We start from the raw sequence: 23,179 nt of genomic DNA on the forward strand, positions 1-23,179 counted from the left end.
TTAAAGAATACTTTTTATTGGCAATTTTTTTATGGCCAGGTCATTATCCCTTTTGATGATGATAACAGCCCTGGAGCCGATGCTTTTAAGTAATTCCCTGAACAGTGGAAGGTTTGCACCCATATTGTTATTTACAGAGATGATAATATCGCCTTTTTTAAAACCTGCTTTTTCGGCCGGAGAATCCTTGATGACATCCGTTACTTCCACCTGTCCGTCTATAAGGTACATGATCAGTCCAGTATAGGAGTAATCAAAAATATCCCTGTAGTGGGTATTGGGGAGCAGATAAATCTCTTTGGTGCCATAATTGAGCGTGAGATTGAACCGGCGCAGCAGATCATTGCCGATCATGCCTCCCAGGTAAGGATAGGCGGTAACGTTATAAATGTCATCGAAGAGATAGGTAGGAACGTTACGGAAAGCGAAGTTCCCTACTTTGAACTCAGAGATGGTGGTAAGGTTCATCGTCATTCTGCCACCGAGGCCCTGGGCCTCGGTCTGGATCATTTTCTTTTTTTTCTTTTTCTCTTTAAAGAGACAGCTGTCATTAACGAACTGGTTAGACAGCAGCAGGCACATTCCGGCGCCGGTATCAAAGTAAAAACGATTGCTGGTATTGCATTTGCCGTTTTTCACGGGAGAAGCCACCAGTGGTATCTGTGTCAGAGAAGGCTTCAGGAGCTGGCCGCCCCGTGGATAGGCAAATTTACCTTGTGAATAGATGCCGATTTCTTCAGTATCATAATCCACCGTAACGATATAGCGGCTAAGTAGTCCATACCCGATGATACCATCAATCTGAAGGCCATATACCTGGCTGATCAGTTCATAGTCGTTCACATGGAAATTAAGACTGTCTACCTCCAGGTTCGGGAGCAGCAGTGATTTGTTCATCACGAACGACACTAGTTTGGTGCCAGCCAGTCCTTTTACTGTTTTATCAGTGGGTACAGGCTTGAGGCCGAGATGTACACAGGTGGCGGTATCCAATGAAATGCCGGCGCTGCCGGTATCAAGGATAAACTGTAATGTATCCGGGTATCCTTTCAGTTGTGCCTGGATAACCACTACTCCACCATAATACTGCTTGAATTTAAATCGGGTTATCAGCTGGGCATTGCGGGAGCTGCTGTCGCTTCGTGGCAATAGGAGGCGTAGATCGTCAGCATTTAACGTGGTTGCGGATATATGCTGGCAAGTAAAGGCTGTTCCTAATAACAGCAAAATACGTAACAGAAACGGTCTTAACATGTTGGGGATAAATAACGGTGTCGTATATCTATAAATTTAACATTTAAAACGGTTCGTATAAAATATTTTTATTAAGAAAGACAGATATCGTAGAATTAACTTATTCATCTCATAATATATCCAATTACACTACCTTTGTTTCAGTTAAGCCGTCAACTTTTAAGGAAAGCACAATGGAACTACAGGAATTATACAAAAAGGCGCAACAATTTGAATTTCTGACTGCAGAAGAAGGAGTATTCTTATTTGAAAATGCACCGCTGGCAGAGCTGATGCAGATTGCCAATGAGCTGCGTAAGCAGCAGGTGCCACATGGCAAGGTTACCTGGCAGATAGACAGGAATGTGAACACGACCAACGTGTGTACTGCCAATTGTAAGTTTTGTAACTTCTACCGCATACCAGGACATGCGGAAGCTTATATTACCGGCATCGATGAGTATAAACGCAAAATCGAGGAAACGCTGAAATATGGCGGAGATCAGCTGTTACTGCAAGGTGGCCACCACCCTGAACTGGGCCTCAGCTTTTATGTAGACCTGTTCAAACAACTGAAACAACTCTACCCTACCCTGCGTTTACATACCCTCGGGCCCCCTGAGGTTGCTCATATCACCAAACTGGAGAAAAGTACCCATATTGAAGTGCTGAAAGCCCTGCAGGAAGCAGGTATGGACAGTCTTCCGGGTGCCGGCGCAGAAATCCTCAACGATCGCGTACGCCGCCTTATCTCCAAAGGTAAATGTGGTGCACAGGAATGGTTGGATGTGATGCGCGCAGCTCATAAGCTGAATATCGCTTCTTCCGCAACCATGATGTTCGGTCACGTAGAAACCGTGCTGGAACGCTTCGAACACCTGGTAGATATCCGTCAGGTACAGAGCGAAAAACCAGAAGGACACTATGGCTTCACCGCCTTCATTCCATGGACATTCCAGGATGTAGATACCCTGCTGGCACGTATCCGCGGTGTACACAACATGACATCCAGCGAAGAATATATCCGTATGATCGCCATGAGTCGTATCATGCTGCCGAATATCAAAAATATCCAGGCTTCCTGGCTGACCGTTGGTAAACAGGTTGCGCAGATATGCCTCCACGCAGGTGCTAATGACTTCGGTTCTATCATGATCGAAGAAAACGTAGTAAGCGCTGCAGGTGCTCCTCACCGATTTACTTACCGCTCTATGCAGGAAGCTATCCGTGAAGCAGGATTTGAACCACAGCTGCGCACACAGCTGTACCAGTTCAGAGAACTGCCGGAATCAATTGAAGAGCAGGTTATCAACTACTAACAAACATATTTTTTACAGATATAAAAAAGCAGGCTTTCCATAACGGAAAGCCTGCTTTTTTATTTTAATTAATCTTAATCTAATCTGTTCATTTACAGTTCATTAACAAGTCTGAAAAAAATGTTAAAACGGCCCCTCAGATGTTACAATTTGCCTCTTTCTACGTCTAATAATTAACGAACTAAAATAAAGGAGGGAATATGAAAAAGCTGGGTTTAATAGTAGCCGCACTGGCAATTCTTGCAACGACGGCATGTACAAGCACAAAGGTTACTTCTTCATGGAGAGCAAACAGTGCTCCTCAACTGCAAAAAGACCAGAAGGTAATGGTAATTGCACTAGTCCCTCAAAAAGACCGCACATTACGCAGCCAGATGGAAAACTATACTGTTGCTGAGTTCAGAAAGAAAGGATATAATGCTGTTTCTGCATTGCAGGAATATGGCCCGAACGGATTTGCCAATATGGGTGAAAAACAGGTAGTAAATATGCTGAGAAGCAGTGGCGCTAACCAGGTATTAACAATAGTAATGGTAGATAAAGGCAGAGAAAGGGAATATGTTCCGGGTACCGTATATGGTGGCCCATATCCTTACGGCTATTATGGATTCTGGCCATATTACTCCATGTGGTATGGAAGAATGTACCAGCCAGGATACTTTACTATCAATACCAAATACCAATGGGAAGGAAACCTCTATGACCTGCAGAGTGGTCAGCTGACCTACTCCGTTCAGTCAAAATCTTTCGATCCTCCTACTACCGAAAGAATGGCGGTGCTTTATGCACAACAGGTAGTAAAGGACATGGCCAGACAACAGCTGCTGGCCAACAGATAAGCAATCATTTAAATGAAAAAAGCGGGAACATTTCAATGTGTTCCCGCTTTTTTTGTATGTTTAATCCTTTTTATTCCTGCTATGATAGAGATTCCGGTTAATGAAAAATTGTTCCTTAGACAGCTGCAGCCACAGGATGCACCTTTGATATATCATCAGCTGGATATCTCCCGGAAATATCTTCGCAAATTTCTCCCCTGGGTCGATTATAACACCAACGAAGAACATTCGCTCCGCTTCATCGAAATGATGACACGCAAAACAGAAGAACAGGAAGCCCTTGCTTTAGGTATCTGGTATGAAAATGATTGCTGTGGCGTTATCGATCTCCACAACTGGGAACACCAGATACAGAAGGCCGAAATCGGCTACTGGTTAGGTGCCGCCTTCCAGGGAAAAGGCATAGCTACTGCGGCTGCCAAAGCCCTCATCAGCTTCGCTTTCACAAAACTTAAACTAAATAAAATCGAGATACGATTTGTCATGCAGAATGAAAAAAGCGGCAGAATCCCTATCAGACTAGGCTTTTCCAAAGAAGGAATTCTGCGCGACAGCGCTAAATTGCACGGCCAGTTTGTAGATATGGTCGTAATGGGCATTCTTCGTGAAGACTGGCACCACTAAGGCTGTTGGTGCTTTCCAGCTGTAACAGCCCTGACACGGCTGTTCTTCTTACCATAACCGTAGTAAATAACCATCCCGATCGCCATCCATATGATCAGTCGCAACCAGGTGTCCAGCGGCAACGATACCATCATGGCCAGGCAGGAAATGATACCCAGAATTGGTACTACCGGTACCCATGGCGTGCGGAATGCACGAGGGGCATCAGGCATGGTATATCGCATAATCCATACGCCGGCACAAACGATTACAAACGCCAGCAGGGTGCCTATGCTGGTCATCTCTCCTACTACTCTTAATGGTACGAGGGCCGCAAAAAGACCTATGAATACACAAAACAGTATATTGGATTTCCACGGCGTGCGGAAGCGCGGGTGGATATCTGAAAAAATCTTTGGTAACAAACCGTCTTTCGACATCGCATAGAATACGCGTGATTGTCCCAGCAGATCCACCAGGATTACAGATGTATAGCCGACAATGATAGCCAGCAGGATCGCCTGTCCGAGCCAGTGATACGGTGTATTGGCAATGGCTATCGCCACTGGCGCACCACTGTCTTTAAACGCGGTATAAGGCGCCAGGCCTGTCATTACGTGTGCAAACAGAATAAATAATACCGTACAGATGGCCAGTGAGCCGAGAATGCCTATAGGCATGTTTTTGCGCGGATTTTTTGTTTCCTGGGCCGCTGTACTGATAATGTCGAAGCCAAGAAAAACAAAGAATACAATACCGGCGCCACGGAAGATCCCGGAGATGCCAAATTCCCCGAATTTGCCTGTATTTGGCGGTATATAAGGCGTAAAATTGGCGGGCTGGATATACTTCCATCCCAGCGCGATGAACACCAATACCACGCCTACTTTCAGGGAAACCACCACTGAATTCCAGATAGCAGAGCCTTTGGTACCTCTTATTAAAATCATGGACATCATCACCACTACCAGCGCTGCCGGCAGGTTAATAATTCCACTGATCTGTGCGCCATTCTGAGCGGTGAAGGTTTCGAAAGGAGAATGCAGCCAGCGTTCCGGCAGGTATATATTGTAGTTGGCCAGAAATTTAACGAGGTAGTTAGACCAGCTGATGGCCACAGTAGCCGCGCCTACAGAGAACTCCAGCACCAGGTCCCATCCGATGATCCAGGCAAACAGCTCTCCCATGGTGGTATACGCATAGGTATAGGCACTGCCGGCAACAGGAATCATGGAAGCAAATTCAGCATAGCAGAGGCCTGCAAAGGCACAACCTACCGCCGCTACCACGAATGATAATGTTACCGCAGGTCCGGCATGATTAGCCGCTGCAAGTCCTGTAAGCGAAAATAGCCCGGCGCCGATAATGATTCCCAGGCCCAGCATTACCAGCTGAAACCCGTTGAGCGTGCGCTTTAAGGAATGTGTTCCTTCATCTGTTGACTCCTGGAGCAGCCAGGCCAGCGGCTTTTTATAATATTGTTTCATCTATTTATATTATCCTACTGTTTTTGTGGACTAATAGGCGGCAAAGGTAAGGTGGAGGTATTTAGTATCAAAATAAAACATCCGTTCGTACAGTAAGTTCGAACGGATGTAATTGATATTTAGTTAGATGATGATCAGGAGATATCGCAGATATGTACGGCAGTATTCAGGGAGGCCAGTTTATCCGTGTGTTTAGGGATAAATTCCTGTGCTACATAACCTTTGAATCCGGTTTCGTAGATGGCCTTCATGATAGCAGGATAAAAGAGTTCCTGTGTTTCATCGATTTCATTTCTGCCAGGAACGCCGCCGGTATGGTAATGCGCGATGTACTGATGATTATCTCTGAGGGTGCGGATTACGTCCCCTTCCATTATTTGCATGTGGTAGATATCGTAGAGCAGTTTGAAATTTTCAGAACCTACTGATTTACAAAGCTCTACGCCCCAGTTTGTGTGGTCGCACTGGTAATCGTGGTGATCCACTTTACTGTTCAGCAGTTCCATTACCAGGGTAACATTTTTCTTCTCTGCGTAGCTGAGAATACGTTTCAGGCCTTTGGTGCAGTTTTCAATACCTTGCTGGTCGTCCATACCGTTGCGGTTTCCGGAGAAGCAGATCAGGTTTTTGAAGCCAGCTTTGGCGGTAGCGTCGATATATTGTTTGAAATATGCCTCCAGTTTCTCGTGGTGGGCGGGGTTATTGAACCCTTTGGTAATACCCCATTCAGGGCCATTACTTGCCACCATGGCGCAATACAGGTTATTTTTCTTCAGGATATCGAAATCCTTCGGATCAACCAGGTCGATAGAGGTAATCCCTATTTTATTAGCGGCTTTGCAGAGATCATCCAATGGAATTGGATAGCACCAGGCGCAAACGGAGTGGTTGATTTTACCTTTCAGTTTTTCTTCCATAACGTTTTCGTGGGCAGATACTCTTTGAGCCAGTGAAGATATGGCGCTAGAAGCCACTGCCATAGTAGCAACTTTCTTTATCATATCGCGGCGTGAGTTTTTCTGAGGCATAATAAGCGTTTAAAATACGGTTCAAGTTAAAAGAAATAGATTTGAATTGCAATAGCATTGCAATTGCAGTGGCAGAAAAATATTGCTGAGTGGTAGATTTTGTGGTTTGAAGTACCTTTGCAAAGAACCTTTTTCCTTTTTGGTAGGTTATTTGTTTAAGTAAGAGAAAGATTAAAAGCGGAGGTTGAAATGGACAAAAAATATACTCCCAACTTATGGATCTGCATTGTAATGGATCTCCTGGGCTGTGCCAGCTATGCAATCCCGGTTTTAGGTGAGGTCAGCGACATTGTTTGGGCACCCATATCTGCTATTATTTTTTACCGCCTTTTTGGTGGTCCCCTTGGTTCTTTTGGTAGTGTTTTTAATCTGATGGAAGAGCTGTTTCCAGGTACAGACTTCATTCCTTCATTTACCATCGCCTGGGCGATACGCAGAATTACGGCGCCTCAATCCAAACGCATGGTTTCGCCAGTACGAAATAGCTAAAATACCAACGGCCAACTAAGGATCTTAGCTGGCCGTTGGTATTTTTAGGAAAAAGTTATTATTCCCTTAACATTCTGAAATTTCCAGAGATAGGTACTGCTTTACTTGGTATTCCTGCTGTACTATCTGCGGGTTGGGTAACCGTACCAGATATGGTACCCATGATATATTCTCCCTTGTTACCTGTTTGGGTAACAGTTATCTGAACATTTGGAGATGCCCCATAATAGGTATTGCCTATGTATATGTATAAGTCAGTTGGCGTACGGGTACCAATGCTCAAATCATCCAGGTACCAGGCGATCGTTCTGCCTCCACTAGTTCTTAAACCACCATAAAAAGAATATTCCGTAGCATTATATTGGCGCATCACTAAAGTGTCTGTAATGCTATTAAGACTATACGCGTTTCCATCTATGGTTATAGAAATCTGTCCAAAAGCGGGCTTATCACATGCCTGAAGATCCTGGGTGATCGCTCCTGTTGTAACTTGTATTGTTTGTGAGGCTGATTTGTCTGCATCTAAATCAGCTGCAGTGATGGTTGCATCTGCCAGGTTACTATTGCAACGGATAGCAGTTACCTGATAAGTTCCATTTTTTACCGTTGCCAGATAAGTAAGTCCTTGAAGTTGCATACTAACCGCACCATTTTTTACGGGTGTATTATCGCAGGTGGTGAGTTGTCCTTTAATGGTGATGGTGCCAGGATCGGATAAAGTAATGGAGACAATACCGAGATCCGCATCTTTGGCATATGGCCCTACCTTAGTCGAGTATATGACGGTATTACATTTATCTAACAGCTTTAACGTCATGGATTCATTAAGGGGAACACCACCATTTACCACTCCCCCTGCATCTGTATATGCATAGCTGGTGTTACCATCGGCACGTGTTAAAGTTACCGTCATATTGCCTAAAGGAGCACCTTTAGCATCCTGGAAAGTGGCTTTGAAATTTACTAATGGAAAATAGGCATCACAATTCCAGAAAGAAAAATGCTTTACTGTTCCAACATAGCTATCACCTGATTTTTTGGCTTCTCCTTCTTCTTTCCACAAACCATCTGCTTCATCAAAATGCCATAATGGAATGGTGGCTGGTGCGCTGGCTTGCAAACCTGCCGGGATAGTCATTTTGAAGTTTACATCCTGTTTGCCGTCGAGGTGAAGTTTTTCACCGTTTTCTCCCTGTAATTCCAGGGCCATCATACCATAGGATTTCAAACCTACTTCATCATTATTGGAGTTGATGGCACGCAGATCACCAGGTAGCTGGCTGGCAAAGCTGGCATCTTCCGGATTGATAGGTGCATATAGCAGACTGGCTTTACCCGTATAAGGTTTGTTATTTGCATCTAAAACCTGTCCGGATACGAAATTAAACTGTGCATTGGAAGCATTGATAGTACCGCCTTTGGAAGCATCGAATGTGCCGGCAATTTTTTTAGGTAGCAGCTGTACCTGTACAAACTGAATTTTTCCAGTACCGGTAACCCTGAAGGTTCTGATACCATTGAAATATCCGTCTTTCTTAACGGTAGCTACAGCCGCTGCTTCATTCATATCGGCTTTAGGAATAAGGAAAGCGCCATATTGATCAGTGGTGGCGGTTCCATTGCCACAGCTTACTGTAGCACCGGATACAGGCTGATTTTTTTCATCCAGCACTATGCCCTGAACGCCTGCGCTGATCTGTTTGGAGGAAATGGCTGTTCCAGATGGAGTCGGTTTATAATCTGCCGGGATAGCTTCTTTATTACATGCTGCAATTGCGAACAGACAACAAGACAAAGCAATCTTTAAATATTTGCTCATAGGTAGAGGGGACATTATTTGGTCTCAAAATTATAGACTTCTCATTAAATTTCTATTTTAATAAATAATTATATATTGATAATCAATCTGTTAAAAACAAAACAGGCTGCCTCAACTTCTCGAGACAGCCTGTTCGCCTATAGGTGATATTATAATCAGAAACCTCCTGGTCTGAACCCTCCTCCACCGCCACGGCCACCGCCGTTTTGGTACATACGCATGTTCCTGTCCATATCCCTTTGCATTTTATCGCGGTTAGAGTTCTGACTCTGACCACCGAAACGGTTCAGGAAGTAGGTAAAGCTGAGCATAAAATACTGCTGCAGCACATTGGAACGGGAGTCTTTGATGTAGTTATCTGTTACGGTTCTGGACACCGCCGCATACTGGTGCAACAGGTCAAAAGCCTGGAATTTAATCAACCCCGTACGTTTAGGGAATACGTATTTGGCAACATTGGCATTCCATAAAGTGGATGTCAGGTTATTACCATTCGACAGTCCGGAGTTCATGGTATAATTGATATCTGACCCGATCATGAAACCTTTTGGCAGCGTGACGTTCACATCACCGGTAGCACCGTAGTTCAGGTAGTTGCCATTCGAAGATTTAGTGATGGTATAACGGGTAATGTTATACGAAATATTACCGCCGGCAGATAAATCCAGCCAGTCTTTCACCATAAAGCTGACATTGGCAGCCTGGCCGAGCACGATGTTGGTGCTGAAATTTTTCAACGCATTGTTGATAGAAACATCACGGCCATACGAAATATTGGTAGCGGTATTCAGGTTCTGTCCGGGTGTTTTGGACAGCGGTATTGAATTGTGCATCATACCACTGAAACTATAGTAGCCATTTACGTTTACCGGCATGGTGATGGTTTTACCGGTGGTAGAATCGTAGTTGATGGCATTGATAATTTTGTTACTACCAAAGTTAGACGTAAACATGATAAACGCACCTCTGAAGGTATTCATGTTAAACGTATTATAGTTCACCTGGATAGTGTTGTTGAATGCGGGTTTCAGGTTAGGGTTCCCTTGCTGAATATACAACGCATCGCTATTGTCCGGCACGGGTTGCAGCTGTTGGATGGTAGGCTGTGTGGTGTTACCGTTATAGTTGATACGCAGTCTTTTGTTTTTAGAGAACATGTAGTTGAAATTCGCATTAGGCGAGAAGTTCACCGTATTTTGTGTGATCAGGCTGTCTTTCAGCGTTCTGTAGGCGAAAGTGTTGTTGTCCAGGTTATTGAACAATACATTCAGCCCGAAAGCATAGTCGTATTTCAGTTTCACCGTTCTGATGGCGATACCTGCCTGCTGATTGACGGTATTATTGGTGAATATATTACTCAGTGAGTCGTTCCTTTTGGTATAGCCTAATTTGGCGCTGTCGTAATCATAGGTATAGCGTTCGCTATAGCTGTGATATTTGGTGATGCCGTAGTTTACTTCCAGGTACCTGTCTTTGGAGAGCGGTTCTGAATAGGTAAGGTTGGCGCCGAGGTTTTTGCTGTAGCTGTCAGTTGTATTTTCCTGGTTATAGGAAGAATCTTTTCTGACATTATCATTCAGAAACATGGTATTTGATATCACCGTTCCTACCTGGTTATTGGTGCTGTTATTATAAGAGAGGTTTAAGCTGAGTGAGCGACCTTTCTTATTGAAGCGTTTGCGGAACAGGAGGTTTCCACCATAGTTGGCAGAATTACCATGACCGTCGTTATAGGTAACACCGCGGTTAATAGTATCCTTGTTGTTGTTGCCTAGCGTCGTATAGGCGTTAACGGAGTTACTGTTAGCGTTGGTGAGACTATAAGTAGGTGTAAATATGAATGAGTGGAGAGAATCCAGCTGGTATTCGAAACGCATATTCACGCGATGGTTCAGGTTATCAGTACTAGATGCTGAATTAGTATACTGATAGTTAGAATAGTTTGCCTGAATATTTTGTTGAGTAGTATTTTGTAAAATATTGACTTTGTTGTCGTTAAATAAATAACTACCACTGAAGTCCAGCTTTTTGTTAAAAGTTTGCATGTAGTTAAAACCTGCCATGGAGCTGGTAGTGATACCAGGGTTTACAGTAGTGGCGCCGCCACTCGCGAAACCACGACGGCTACCGCCGCCACCTCCACCTCCTCCGCCACGGCCAAAACTCATCTGGTTCTGGGCGGAGAAGCCGAGGTTATTAACGTTATTGGCGTTACCAACCAGGGAAATTTTCTGGTCATCGTTAAATCTGTTAAGATTAAAGCTGACGCCATATCTGTCGTCGGTACCATAGCCGGCAGTACCGCGTCCGAAGAGGCCTTTATTTTTATCTTTTTTGATAACGATATTGATGGCTTTTTCTGTTTGTCCATCATCTATCTGTGTAAATTCGGCCTGATCAGATTTTTTATCTATCAGCTGAACCTTATCAATAATATTAGCAGGAAGGTTTCTGGTGGCCATTTTAGGGTCGCTGCCAAAAAATGGTTTACCATTAACGAGTACTTTATTTACGGTTTGTCCCTGTGCGGTGATGCCACCGTCTTTGTCTACAACGACGCCAGGCAATTTTTTAAGAAGGTCTTCAACAACACTGTTTTCACGGGTTTTAAATGCATCTGCATTAAACTCCAGCGTATCTTTTTTTACAACGATAGGAGGTTTTTCCTGAACAATTTCCACGCCGGCGAGATCTACGCCTTTGTGTTCCATAGCGAGGTTTCCGAGGTTGATCGTTCTGTTGTCTGCGTTGATGGTTACAGGTTTGTATACGGCTTTATACCCCATAAAGCTGAGGTATATTCTATAAGAGCCATCAGCGATGCCGCTGATTTCAAAATTTCCTTTGTTGTCACTGATAGCAGTATTGGCAACAGAGGAATCTTTGGAGTGTAGTAATACTACAGTTGCAGCGGGGAGTGCTTCTTTGGTTGTCTGGTCGGTCAGTTGTCCTTTGATCTTGCCCTGTGAAGACTGGGCCTGGGCTTGAAATATGCCAAGGCTCAGTATCAACAGGATTTGCATAATTATCTTCATAGTTCGGATGTAGTAGCAGAAAGAAGTAAGTTATGTAGGTTTTTTACATTTGCGGTTGCCGCTTACGTAATTTTTCCATTTCTGTTCTTCTGATCTCCCTGAACTGGTCCTGGCTTACTTTCTGTGCATCTGCCGGGATGGCTAAATCTGTATCTGTTACAGGTTTGAGGCTCACTTTCTGTGCTGTAAAAGAGCGGTTGCTGCTCTCAGCGGCGAGTACTACACCTTTGCCTTCAGGCAGTAATCCATTGATGGGTGAATAGCTGAAAGGCAGATCGGTAGTGAACCATACGGTATAAGTATCGTCTTTTACCTTAACGGTGGCCTTTTTACAGGTGAAACCTGCGATTTTCTTAGTCTTGTCGCTGGTTTGAGCGCCTGTAGCGGCTACATAATCTTCTTCTGTGTAATAGGTTTTTTTATCATCTCCCTGGGTGGTAAAGATCTGCTGGTATTTCTTGTGTTCGAGATCTACGAACTGTCCACCGCCGTTCATTCCACCTCTGAATCCGCCACCAGTGCCACCCTGGCCGCGTCCCTGCCGGGAAGTGTCGCCACTGTTCTGTCCGCCTCTTCTGCCGCCAAACCCGCCACCATTGGCGAAATCAGGACGATCGGTTGTTAATTTACCTACGCCGTTGTTGAAGGTGAAATGTTGTTCAAGGGTAATGACGTCCGGAATATCAGGGGCATTGTCGCCACCGGCGAAACGCGCCATACGCTCTTTGTCTACTCGTTGTGTTACTTCGTAATCTATCACCCCGGATTGTGCAAAAAGGGTGGAAGAAACTGGCAGTAATGCTGCTGCCAACATCAGCCGGGAAATCAGATTCATAAAATGGTTGTTTTATATGCAAAAAACGCTATTCGTGGTGTGACTTTGCGTTAAAAACCTTTATTTACTGTTAATTATTGTTAAGGATTTCACCGCTTTTTCAGCGGATTAGATAGTTTTGTTGAAGATCAATCTTAATTATGCGTCAACGTATCAGAAATATTCTTACCCTGATGAGTATCTGTATTCTTGGAATTTTCCTTTTCCAGGCATACTGGCTCTATAACTCCTACCGTATCAGGGAGGAACAATTCAATAAAGAAATTAATGATGCTTTGCGCAATGCCGTTTTTAACCAGCAGTATTCTGATGTACGCAGATATATACGATATTATAGCAAAGACCGTGACTCGATAAAGCTGAATATGAAAGGTTATGCCATCCAGCTGGAAGAAATCGGAATGCCCAGAGACGGAAAACATGGCCCCACCTTCAGAACCCCGCCACCACACCACCATGATGGCGACAGAGACAGGCCGCCATTCCCGCCGGAACCCTTCCCGACAGACTCACCTGCACGTATATACGCAGATACACTGGCCCGGCAGATTTCTGAATACCTGATTACCAATAAATATAACGACAGCGCTGCCCTGGTAAAACTCGATTCTACCTTTAAATCAGAGCTTAACAGCCGTCAGATCATAACAAAATATAAACTGGATACTTTTCATATGAGCTTCAATGGCTTTGAACGGGAAAGTTTCCGTGATAGTATCCGTAAAAGGGAACCTAACCAAACCAGGAAAATTCCTTTTAATCCGGGTACCAATCTCTTTGTACAGGCGGTATTTGAATCGCCACTCCAGTTTATTATCCAGAAGATGCTGTGGACGCTCGTCAGCTCCCTGCTGCTGCTCGTACTCACTACCATGTGCTTTATTTACATGCTGCGTACCATCCTCAAACAAAAGAAACTGTCGGAAGTGAAGAATGACTTTATCAACAACATGACACATGAGCTGAAAACGCCCATTGCTACTGTGTCTGCCGCTGTTGAAGCCCTTCAGAACTTCAATGCACTGAACGATCAGCGCAAGACACAAACCTATCTGGATATCTCCAAGAAAGAATTGCAACGCCTATCCGACCTGGTGGAAAAAGTATTGCACATCGCTGCAGAAGAGAAAGAAGAAATTGAATTATTCAGAGAAGAAACCGACCTTACAGAAGTGGTGGACAACATACTTTCCACCCATCAGCTGAAAGCGACCAAACCATTACAGATTCGCTTCGATAACAATTTGAAAAACGAAACTGTTCTGGTAGATAAATCGCATATCGCCAATGCCATCAACAACCTGATAGATAATGCCATCAAATATTCAGGAGAAACGGTAAATATCTATATTCAGATATCGGCAGACAACGACATGCTGATCATTAAAGTAAAAGATAATGGCATTGGTATCCCACGTAGTTACCAGTACGATATCTTTGATAAATTCTTCCGGGTACCTACCGGTAATCTGCATAACGTAAAAGGGTTCGGACTGGGCCTCAGCTATGTGAAGCGGATCGTGGAAATGCACGGTGGTACTATCTCTGTTCATAGTGAACAGGATAAAGGCAGTGAGTTTACCATTATTATCCCGGGAGCAATATCTTCCAAAAAATAACCTATTCTCGATTATGGCTAAAGTATTACTGATAGAAGACGAATGGCAGCTGGGGCAGATTGTTAAAGACAGTCTGGAAATGCGCGGATTTACCATGTTGTATGCCGCAGACGGAAAAGAAGGATTACATCTTTTCCAGACGGAGCATCCGGATGTGGTGGTGCTGGATATCATGATGCCGAATATGGACGGTTTTACGGTTACTGCTGAGATTCGTAAGCAGGACAAATACACGCCGATCATCTTCCTGACAGCAAAATCACAGACAGCAGATGTTGTACGCGGGTTTGAACTGGGAGGAAATGATTACCTGAAAAAGCCGTTTTCCATGGACGAGCTGATCGTGCGAATCAAAGCATTGCTCAAGCGCTTCGATGATCAGCCGGTACGTAACCTGGAAGAAGGAGCGGTGGCCATCGGTCAGTATATGTTTAACTATGCCAAACAAACCCTTACCCGTAATAGCTCTACCGAGTTTTTATCGCACCGGGAAGCGGAGATTCTACGCCGCCTGTACGATAACAAAAATGAAGTAATGGAGCGGAAAACAGTTTTGCTGGACTTGTGGGGAGATGATAACTTTTTTAATGCCCGCAGCATGGATGTATTCATCACAAAGTTGCGCCGGTACCTGAAAGATGACACCAGAGTACAGATCGTCAACATCCGCGGTGTTGGGTATAAGCTGATTTTCTAGTTTTATGCAGCAGGAATGGCTGCTTCCATTTCGGGGTTTACTTCAAAAATTATTTTCACCCTTGTGCCTACGGGTGCCTTGTTTTCATTGAGCAGGTCTTCGATGTCTATGAAGCACCTGGAATTGAAGGTGGAGCGATAAAGTTCTATTCTTTCGAGGCAAATTTCCATGCCTTTCGACTGGTGAGAAGCCCCTGATTTCAAGTCGATATTGCAGCGCAGGGAAGCCAGGTCGCGGCCGATGCCATTGTCTTCCACCTCACATAATATTGTATTTTCCTGCAACTGTTTCCAGCGGATACACAACTGCTTAGCACCTTCTTTGGCCATTAATCCATGCCAGATGGCATTTTCGAGAAAGGGCTGTATCAGCATTCCCGGCAGGCGGATGGCAGCAGGGCTGATATCGGGATCTATTTCCACTGAATAATTAAAAGCCTCGCTGGTTCTGAGTCTTTCCAACCTGAGATAATAATCCAGCATATCCATTTCTTCCCTGAGGGAGAGCAGATTGGTGCCGGCGTGAAGCAGTACCATGCGCAGCAGTCTGGCGAAGCCGGAAACATATTCCTTTGCGCGGTCGTTTTCGCCGGTAAGGATGGCGCTATGGATGCCATTGAGGCAATTAAAGACGAAGTGTGGATTTATCTGTGATTTGAGGGTAGTCAGTTTCATATTTGCCAGCTGCTTGCGAAGCAGGCTGGTTTCTGCTTCCAGGAAGGCGTTGCGGCGTTCGGCGGCAGTAAGCCGGGCCTTGGCGGCCTGCAGGGAATTTTGTGTCCGCAGGAGCAAAACCAGTAACACCAGCGCGATGAGCGCAGTAATCAGGAATAAAATAGACATATACAGATTTGCGGTTGAAAATATACAACTTTTGCCCTGTTTTTATCACTTTGCGGAAGATGTCCTAAACACTTATCTTTGTTGTTTATGGAACAGTTAGTACAGCAAATAGCAGCCTACAAAGAGGAAATTCTGGCCTACGTGCCCGAAACAGCAGCGGATCTGGAACAATACCGCATCAAATTCCTGGGTACCAAAGGTATCGTGAAAGCCCTTTTTGGGGAAATGAAGCAGGTGCCTAACGACCGTAAGAAAGAATTCGGTCAGATCCTGAACGAATTTAAACAGCTGGCTGAATCACACTATGAGCAGTTTAGCAACCTGAAAGAAGCCGATGGCGGCCCTCAGGAAGATACAGACTTCACATTACCTGCAGCACCACACAGACTGGGTACACGTCACCCTATCAGCCTGGTGCGCAATAAAATCATACATATCTTCGAAAGATTAGGATTTACCATTGCGGAAGGTCCTGAAATCGAAGATGACTGGCATAACTTCACCGCGCTGAACCTGCCGGAAAATCACCCTGCCCGCGATATGCAGGATACTTTCTTCATCAATCAGAACCCGGACTGGCTGTTAAGGACACAAACATCCTCCTCCCAGGTACGTGTAATGGAAGAAGGCAAGCTGCCTATCCGTATCATCAGCCCGGGTCGTGTATACAGAAACGAAACTATTTCTGCACGTGCACATTGCTTCTTCCACCAGGTAGAAGGACTGTACATCGACGAAAACGTATCTTTCGCTGACCTCAAACAAACCCTTTACCATTTCGTGAAGGAAATGTTTGGTGAAAACACTGGTATCCGCTTCCGTCCATCCTACTTCCCATTCACAGAGCCTAGCGCAGAAATGGATATTTCCTGCTTCATCTGTGGAGGTACCGGCTGTTCTGTATGTAAACATACCGGATGGGTAGAGATCCTGGGTTGCGGTATGGTTCATCCGAAAGTACTGGCCAACTGTGGTATCGATCCGGAGAAATATACCGGCTTTGCCTTCGGTATGGGTGTTGAACGTATTACCATGCTCAAATATCAGATCAAAGACCTTCGTCTGTTCTCTGAAAACGATACCCGTTTCCTGGAGCAGTTTGAGGGTACTGTATAAAGCAGTTCCAATATGACTAAAACCATCGCTGTATGTGGCGCCGGTACAATGGGTGCCGGCATAGCACAGGTTGCAGCCACAGGCGGATTTACTACTATCTTATTTGACATCGCACCGGCGATGCTGGACAGGGCCAAAGCTCAGATTGAAAAGAGCCTGGCCCTGGCTGTTGAAAAGAACAGGATGACACCCGAAAAAAGGGATGAAATACTGCAACGTTTGACGTTTACCAGCACTATAGAAGACTGCGTAGCAGATGTAATCATTGAAGCCATCATTGAAAAGCCGGAAGCAAAAACGACGCTTTTCAACCAGCTGGCGGTATTTAATGCACCTGATACCATCTTCGCTACCAACACTTCTTCCCTTTCTGTTTCCCGTATCGCTGCTGCCATTGAAGTGAACCCTGCCCGTGTAGTGGGTATGCATTTCTTTAATCCTGCACATGCGATGAAACTGGTAGAGGTAATTTCAGGTAAGCAAACCGCTCCTGAGGTTGCGGAATCTATCTATATTCTGGCCGAACAAATGGGTAAAACACCGGTACGCGTTAAAGACTCTCCGGGTTTTATCGTGAACAGGGTGGCCCGCCACTATTACCTGGAAGCTATGAAGATTGCCGAACAGGGCATTGCAGACTTCAGCGCGATCGATCAGCTGATGGAAGGTGCAGGCTTCAGAATGGGGCCTTTTGCCCTGATGGACCTGATCGGGAATGATATTAACCTGGCTGTATCACAATCGTTATACGATGCCTTTAATCACGCACCCAGGTTCAAACCGAATCATCTGCAGGAACAGCGGGTGAAAGACGGAAAACTGGGTCGTAAAACCGGGTTGGGTTTCTACCGGTACGAAAAATAATCTCCTATATCGTAGCAGGCCGTAACGCACAGTGCTCAAATACAAAAGAACTAACTACTTTTGGGCCTGCTAAAGTAAAACAGCATTCTTCTCATGATTTTAGTAACCGGTGGTACTGGACTTTTAGGTGGTCATCTGATTCGTTCACTTGTGGAAGCAGGAAAACCTGTGCGGGCTTTGTACCGTTCAGCGCCCGCTGCGCGGTTACGGGATATTCAGCATAAGATAGAATGGGTAAAGGCCGACATCCTGGATGTATGTGCCCTGGAAGATGTCATGGAAGGCATCGAACAGGTGTATCACTGCGCGGGTGTTGTTTCCTTTGTGCCAGGTAATAACGATTTGCGTAAGGTAAATGTGGAAGGCACTGCCAACGTGGTGAACCTCGCATTGGATGCAGGTGTGAAAAAGTTGGTGCATGTGAGTTCTGTGGCAGCGCTGGGAAGAGCCAAAGTAGGGGAAACAGTTATCAACGAATCATCTGAATGGCAGTCCAGCAAGAATAATTCAAAATACAGTGTTAGTAAATTCGACGGGGAAATGGAGGTTTGGAGAGGTATCGCGGAAGGTTTGCCGGCGGTTATCGTAAATCCTTCTATTATCCTCGGTACAGGCCAATGGGATGAAGGTTCCAGTGCGCTTTTCAAGAATGTTTATAAAGAATTCCCATATTATACCAGTGGTGTGAATGGTTTTGTAGATGTCAGGGATGTGGTAAAGGCCATGATGATGTTAATGGACAGTCCGATAACAGAGGAGCGATTTGTCCTGAATGCTGAAAACTGGTCTTACAAGCAACTCTTTACCACCATGGCGGAAGCTATGGGGCGTAAACCGCCGGTAAAGGAAGCTACACCGTTCATGACGGGTATGGTATGGCGAGTAGAAAAGATAAAGCACCTGTTTGGAGGTAAGTCGCCGCTTATTACCAAAGAGACGGCGCATACGGCACAGCTGAAAGTGTATTATGCCAATGATAAGATCCTGGAGTCGCTGCCAGGTTTTTCCTTCCGGCCACTGGCCACCACTATTGCTGAAACCAGCAAGGCGTATGTGGAATATCTCTCAACGAAGCAATAAGGCGGCCATAGCAGCAGCTATGACGTTGGATGTTCTTTCGTCCACGTCGGGCTTCATCCAGATACGCGGGTGTTTGCCAGGTACAATGGCTGCAATGGTCTTTTTCCCATCTCTGAATACATAACAGATATTTTCGTAGGAATTGGCGATGCCGAAACGGTTATTCGCGGATATGCGGAGGCTCTCTCCTTCTGTCCGGAGGATGCCACATGGCTTGTCGTCGTTCAGGTCGAGGTAGGTAGGAGATTTCAATATCAATTCCCAGCGTTTTAAGGGGTCATTTTTGGAGTCATTCAGCAGGGCATAGAAGAATGTAGCCTTGTCGGATGCCTTGTCCAGAAAGTCGGGTAAATCCCTATTCAGGAAGGCGATATGGGTAACTTCCATGGTCTGGACAGGTATTCTGGCTCCTTTTCCGGTAAGGGTAAAACTGAAGGGTTTAGCGGGGCTGGTGATGGCGCCGCCGGTGATACTTTCGTCGACCCCATTTTTGCGGGAGGAGGTGGAATAGTCGCCGAAGGTGATGGTTTTTGCAGTAAACCAGCCGTCGTCGATGTTGGTATGCCACTGGTTAACAGAATCGTACAGGTTGTCTTTAGGAAAACGCTGTGCAATTGCAAATTGGGTTGTTAACAGCAGCAGTGCTGCGAGGAAGTATCTCATAAAAATATAGCAGCGGTTAAACAAGAGAGGAGCAGACATCTGAATAGATGATTGCTCCTCTGCGAAAATAATGTATTGTTAATGATCTTAGGAAAGATGTTTAATCTTTTCCCACATCTCAGGAATACGTTTGATCCATGCCAGTTCTTTTTTCTTGGTGCGGGCTTCTTCTGCAGGGTAGCCGAAGTATACCTTACCGCCTTCGAGTGAACTGGGGACGCCGCTCTGTGCAAGCACTACTGCGTTTTTACCGATCACCAGGTCTTTGGATACACCTACCTGACCCCAGAGGATAACGTTGTCTTCGATAAGGGCTTTACCACCGATACCTACCTGCGCTGCGAAGAGGCAGTTTTTACCAACAACGGTACCATGACCGATGTGGATCATATTATCGAATTTGGTGCCTTTACCGATGATGGTATCTCCACTTACGCCTTTGTCGATGGTGCAGCCTGCGCCGATTTCAACATCATCTTCGATGATGACGCGGCCACAACTTTCCAGTTTGTCGTACATCACTTCTCTGTCAGCTCTTTTCTTGAAGTAAAAAGCGTCAGCACCGATAATGGTACCTGCCTGGATGATCACGTTGTCTCCAATAACGCTATGATCGTAGATGGTAACGTTAGGGTGAATAAGGCAGTTACGACCAATGCGCACATGATTGCCAATGAATACGTTAGGTTGGATGATGGTACCTTCACCAATCAGTGCGGTATCACTGATTGCCTTTGTTGCCGGTTCAAATGGGCGGAAGTTTTTTACCAGTTTTACGTAAGCGCTGAATGGATCGTCGGTAACCAATAAGGCTTTACCATCCGGGCAATCAACTTTCTTGTTGATGATGATAATGGTTGCTGCAGAATTCAGGCTGGCGGAGTAGTATTTTTCAAAGTCTACGAAGGAGATATCTCCTGGTGTTACTTTATGTATTTCGTTAATGCCGGTGGCCATCAACTGGCTGTTGCCAACCAGCTCTGCGCCTATCATTGATGCGATTTCCGTTACGGCAACTGGTGCTTCGAACTTCATATGAACTGTATTAGAGAGTAATGTTTAAAGTGGAACAAAGGTAGTAAATCAACAAGTGCGATGATGATTTTCTGAAAGGAAGTTCATATACGTTTAGAAAGATTCATTCTGTTGTTATCCACAATTATTTTAGTGGTGTGAATAAAATTTTTTGTAAAATTTTTCTTTTGTCATGAAATTCTTTTTAATATTGTGTAGGGAATTTTGTTTCCCTGTACTTACTAACCCATTCACATAATAGAAAAGTCTGATTGTTTACACGGTCAGACTTTTTTTATTGCCTTCGAAATACGCGTCAATAGAGCGTTTCAGCCGATGCATTTTTTTCTCTCTTCATGTTTCACCTTTTGCTTCACTGAAAATTTACCAGTTGATCATCTACGGGAGCCAACTCCTCTCCTCCTCCATTTTTTCAAAAATCGGGAATATCGGACACCAGTTAGCCCGATTTTAACAAAAAAAATCGGGCTTATCCGGTAGCAATTATTGTCAGGATTAAATTGCCTGGCTAAAAAGTTGGGAAGAAGGAAGTTTTCGCCACAATCTTGCATCAAAAGCCATGCAGATATTCCTGATAAATGTTCTTCCTGTAGCGGTTACTTTTACCCGGTCAGGCATCACATTTACAAGGCCATCGCGCTCCAGTTCCTGCAGCCTGTCGATCCCCGCAATCACAGCGTCACACTGCGTATCGGCCTTGTGCCAGCGGGTTTCAAAATGGCACATCAGGTCGTGGATATGTCCTCTGATAAGCAGGTCTTCTTCGTTGAGAATATGTCCGCGTACGATCGGAAATTCTCCCCTGTTTACTTTTTCCTGGTAGGTGGCGGTATGTTTCTCGTTTTGAACGTAGGCATACCAGTTATCACCAATGGAAGAGGCGCCTAAACCAACTAATAATGAAGTATGCAAAACAGTATAACCCATGAAGTTACGATGCAGTGTGCCATCATGAAATGCAGCGTGCAATTCATCTCCAGGTAATGCAAAATGGTCCATCCCTATTTCGGTATAGCCGGCTGCTTCGAAGTGCTGCTTGCCGGTTTCGTAAAGTTTGCGTTTCTCTTCATCTTTAGGCAGGTCTGATTCATCATACTTACGCTGGCCATTTCCTTTCATCCACGGAACATGTGCATAACTGTAAAAAGAGATCCTGTCCGGGCGAAGCTCCATTACTTTTTGTATGGTATCCTTTATGCTTTGATGTGTTTGTAACGGGAGGCCGTATATCAGGTCAAAGTTGACGGAATCGAAGCCGGTTTCTCTTGCCTGCTGCATCACAGTTGCCACTGTTTCAAATGGTTGTATACGATTGATAATCTCCTGGACCTTAGGATCGAAGTCCTGAATACCTAAACTTATCCTTCTGAACCCGAGCTGATATAATACCTCCAGGTGTGCCTTTGTGGTATTTCCCGGATGACCTTCAAAGCTGAGTGCCGCATCAGGAAGTAAGGTGGCGGTAGCCAGTAATCCACTCAGCAATGTACGGAGGTTATCTGCGCTGAAAAAGGTAGGAGTACCTCCGCCGAGATGTATCTCCCGGATACGGGGCTTTTCTCCGAAAACGGTGGTATACAGCTGCCACTCTTTGAGCAGCGTGGCGATATATGGTTCTTCCACACTGTGATTGACGGTGATATGCTTATTGCAGCCGCAATAGGTGCAGAGCTTTTCGCAGAATGGGAGGTGAAGGTACAGGCTGATGCCTTCCGTATTGTTTGATTCCAGGAAAGATTTTCTCAGCAGACTTTTCCATCTCTCCAGATCAAAAGAAGATTCATCCCAATAAGGTACGGTGGGATAACTGGTATATCGTGGCGCTGCCACATTGTATTTCTGTAGTAGGCTCATGTGATTTACGGTTTAAAGCAGTGCTCCATTATTTTTTCGGGATGCTGGCTGATTACAGGGCTAACATAAGGTATGCCCAGGTTCATGCCACGCATGATGAGTAAAATGGCCATTACAGCGATCATTACCGGCACCAGACTGCGCATCTTATTGCGGATACCGGCGCTGAGGAGATGACCGAACCATGCGGCTCCTGCCATGGCAGGAAGGGTACCGGCGCCGAATGCTGCCATGAATAGCATTCCTTTCTCTACTGTGCCCGTAGCTGCAGCGCCGGTAATGCCCATGTATACTAACCCGCAGGGTAACAAACCATTCAAAACTCCAATCGTGTATAACGTACTGAATCGTTGTTGTACCAATAATTTACCCAAAGCGGCTTTTACCTGCGTAGTCATTATGCCGGGTGTGGTGAGCCGGAATTTCCTGGTACTCAGCACATAGTTTACCAGCACGGAAAACAGTAAAATAAGACCGGCGGTAACAGACAGCCATTGCTGGAATCCACCCAGAAACAGCTGCTGTCCCAGCCATCCAAACAACAATCCGAATACGCTGTATACACTGATCCTGCCGGCATTGTACAGGAAGATGCCTGCCAGTTTCTTCGCACCTTGCAGGTGCTGCACAGGCAAGGCGAGGGCTATAGGCCCGCACATTCCTACGCAGTGAAAACTGCCGGCAAATCCAAGTAAAAAGGCGGTCAGTGTAAACATGATAGC

20 protein-coding genes are annotated in these 23,179 nt (G+C 45.1%); 9 read left to right on the forward strand and 11 right to left on the reverse strand.

The annotated features are described in order from the left end of the window. The gene (locus tag F3J22_RS03035) at positions 1 to 1,254 is read right to left on the reverse strand and encodes an aspartyl protease family protein (RefSeq protein ID WP_167014159.1); all 1,254 of its coding nucleotides are present in this window, start codon (positions 1,252 to 1,254) and stop codon (positions 1 to 3) included. Positions 1,255 to 1,427: 173 nt separating this feature from the next. Between F3J22_RS03035 and mqnC the strand changes: the two genes are divergently transcribed. From mqnC to F3J22_RS03050, 3 genes are all read left to right on the forward strand, one after another. Then, positions 1,428 to 2,552: a cyclic dehypoxanthinyl futalosine synthase gene (gene mqnC, locus F3J22_RS03040; protein WP_167014161.1), complete on the forward strand. Its 1,125-nt coding sequence runs from the start codon at positions 1,428 to 1,430 to the stop codon at positions 2,550 to 2,552. Between the two features lie 200 nt (positions 2,553 to 2,752). Next, positions 2,753 to 3,391, forward strand: coding sequence for a hypothetical protein (locus tag F3J22_RS03045; RefSeq protein ID WP_167014163.1), 639 nt, complete (start codon positions 2,753 to 2,755; stop codon positions 3,389 to 3,391). Between the two features lie 81 nt (positions 3,392 to 3,472). Beyond that, positions 3,473 to 4,015 (forward strand): GNAT family N-acetyltransferase, encoded by a 543-nt coding sequence (locus F3J22_RS03050; RefSeq protein WP_167014164.1) that lies wholly within the window; start codon positions 3,473 to 3,475, stop codon positions 4,013 to 4,015. On the opposite strand, the gene F3J22_RS03055 is transcribed toward F3J22_RS03050, so the two are convergent. Then, the gene (locus tag F3J22_RS03055) at positions 4,012 to 5,481 is read right to left on the reverse strand and encodes an amino acid permease (protein ID WP_167014166.1); all 1,470 of its coding nucleotides are present in this window, start codon (positions 5,479 to 5,481) and stop codon (positions 4,012 to 4,014) included. The two genes, F3J22_RS03050 and F3J22_RS03055, sit on opposite strands and share 4 nt — an antisense overlap. 134 nt (positions 5,482 to 5,615) lie before the next feature. Beyond that, entirely contained in the window at positions 5,616 to 6,482 is an 867-nt protein-coding gene (locus F3J22_RS03060) for a hydroxypyruvate isomerase family protein (protein ID WP_240154991.1), read from the reverse strand. 216 nt (positions 6,483 to 6,698) lie between these two features. On the opposite strand from F3J22_RS03060, the gene F3J22_RS03065 reads away from it, so the two are divergent. After that, positions 6,699 to 6,998 carry a hypothetical protein gene (locus F3J22_RS03065; protein WP_167014171.1) on the forward strand — a complete coding sequence of 100 codons (300 nt, stop codon included), beginning with the start codon at positions 6,699 to 6,701 and terminating at the stop codon, positions 6,996 to 6,998. Between the two features lie 58 nt (positions 6,999 to 7,056). On the opposite strand, the gene F3J22_RS03070 is transcribed toward F3J22_RS03065, so the two are convergent. The 3 genes from F3J22_RS03070 to F3J22_RS30375 all read right to left on the reverse strand — a co-directional run bounded on the left by F3J22_RS03070 (position 7,057) and on the right by F3J22_RS30375 (position 12,687). After that, entirely contained in the window at positions 7,057 to 8,817 is a 1,761-nt protein-coding gene (locus F3J22_RS03070) for a carboxypeptidase-like regulatory domain-containing protein (protein ID WP_167014173.1), read from the reverse strand. Positions 8,818 to 8,972: 155 nt separating this feature from the next. Then, on the reverse strand, positions 8,973 to 11,852 hold the full coding sequence (locus F3J22_RS03075; RefSeq protein WP_167014175.1) for an outer membrane beta-barrel protein: 2,880 nt from the start codon (positions 11,850 to 11,852) through the stop codon (positions 8,973 to 8,975). A gap of 43 nt (positions 11,853 to 11,895) precedes the next feature. Beyond that, positions 11,896 to 12,687, reverse strand: a complete 792-nt coding sequence (locus tag F3J22_RS30375) for a GLPGLI family protein (RefSeq protein ID WP_205195138.1) — start codon at positions 12,685 to 12,687, stop codon at positions 11,896 to 11,898. A 140-nt stretch (positions 12,688 to 12,827) separates the two neighbouring features. Here F3J22_RS30375 and F3J22_RS03085 point away from each other — a divergent pair, with 140 nt between their 5' ends. Beyond that, positions 12,828 to 14,306, forward strand: a complete 1,479-nt coding sequence (locus F3J22_RS03085; protein ID WP_167014177.1) for a sensor histidine kinase KdpD — start codon at positions 12,828 to 12,830, stop codon at positions 14,304 to 14,306. 13 nt (positions 14,307 to 14,319) lie between these two features. Beyond that, entirely contained in the window at positions 14,320 to 15,003 is a 684-nt protein-coding gene (locus F3J22_RS03090) for a response regulator transcription factor (RefSeq protein ID WP_167014179.1), read from the forward strand. 2 nt (positions 15,004 to 15,005) lie between these two features. Here F3J22_RS03090 and F3J22_RS03095 read toward each other — a convergent pair whose 3' ends face one another. Continuing rightward, complete coding sequence (locus F3J22_RS03095; RefSeq protein WP_167014181.1) at positions 15,006 to 15,845, reverse strand: sensor histidine kinase; 840 nt, start codon at positions 15,843 to 15,845, stop codon at positions 15,006 to 15,008. 87 nt (positions 15,846 to 15,932) lie between these two features. Here F3J22_RS03095 and pheS point away from each other — a divergent pair, with 87 nt between their 5' ends. The 3 genes from pheS to F3J22_RS03110 all read left to right on the forward strand — a co-directional run bounded on the left by pheS (position 15,933) and on the right by F3J22_RS03110 (position 18,905). After that, the gene (gene pheS / locus F3J22_RS03100; RefSeq protein WP_167014183.1) at positions 15,933 to 16,961 is read left to right on the forward strand and encodes a phenylalanine--tRNA ligase subunit alpha; all 1,029 of its coding nucleotides are present in this window, start codon (positions 15,933 to 15,935) and stop codon (positions 16,959 to 16,961) included. 12 nt (positions 16,962 to 16,973) lie between these two features. Next, positions 16,974 to 17,825: a 3-hydroxyacyl-CoA dehydrogenase family protein gene (locus tag F3J22_RS03105; RefSeq protein WP_167014185.1), complete on the forward strand. Its 852-nt coding sequence runs from the start codon at positions 16,974 to 16,976 to the stop codon at positions 17,823 to 17,825. Positions 17,826 to 17,918: 93 nt separating this feature from the next. Next, positions 17,919 to 18,905 carry an NAD-dependent epimerase/dehydratase family protein gene (locus F3J22_RS03110; RefSeq protein WP_167014187.1) on the forward strand — a complete coding sequence of 329 codons (987 nt, stop codon included), beginning with the start codon at positions 17,919 to 17,921 and terminating at the stop codon, positions 18,903 to 18,905. On the opposite strand, the gene F3J22_RS03115 is transcribed toward F3J22_RS03110, so the two are convergent. From F3J22_RS03115 to F3J22_RS03130, 4 genes are all read right to left on the reverse strand, one after another. Next, positions 18,891 to 19,568: a hypothetical protein gene (locus F3J22_RS03115; RefSeq protein WP_167014189.1), complete on the reverse strand. Its 678-nt coding sequence runs from the start codon at positions 19,566 to 19,568 to the stop codon at positions 18,891 to 18,893. The two genes, F3J22_RS03110 and F3J22_RS03115, sit on opposite strands and share 15 nt — an antisense overlap. A gap of 87 nt (positions 19,569 to 19,655) precedes the next feature. Further along, on the reverse strand, positions 19,656 to 20,603 hold the full coding sequence (locus tag F3J22_RS03120; RefSeq protein WP_167014191.1) for a UDP-3-O-(3-hydroxymyristoyl)glucosamine N-acyltransferase: 948 nt from the start codon (positions 20,601 to 20,603) through the stop codon (positions 19,656 to 19,658). Positions 20,604 to 21,098: 495 nt separating this feature from the next. Further along, positions 21,099 to 22,457: an oxygen-independent coproporphyrinogen III oxidase gene (gene hemN / locus F3J22_RS03125; protein ID WP_167014193.1), complete on the reverse strand. Its 1,359-nt coding sequence runs from the start codon at positions 22,455 to 22,457 to the stop codon at positions 21,099 to 21,101. Positions 22,458 to 22,462: 5 nt separating this feature from the next. Then, positions 22,463 to 23,173 carry a sulfite exporter TauE/SafE family protein gene (locus F3J22_RS03130; protein ID WP_167014195.1) on the reverse strand — a complete coding sequence of 237 codons (711 nt, stop codon included), beginning with the start codon at positions 23,171 to 23,173 and terminating at the stop codon, positions 22,463 to 22,465. Positions 23,174 to 23,179 lie beyond the last annotated feature (6 nt).

The organism is Chitinophaga sp. Cy-1792 (assembly GCF_011752935.1).
In the GTDB taxonomy this organism is placed as follows: Bacteria; Bacteroidota; Bacteroidia; order Chitinophagales; family Chitinophagaceae; genus Chitinophaga.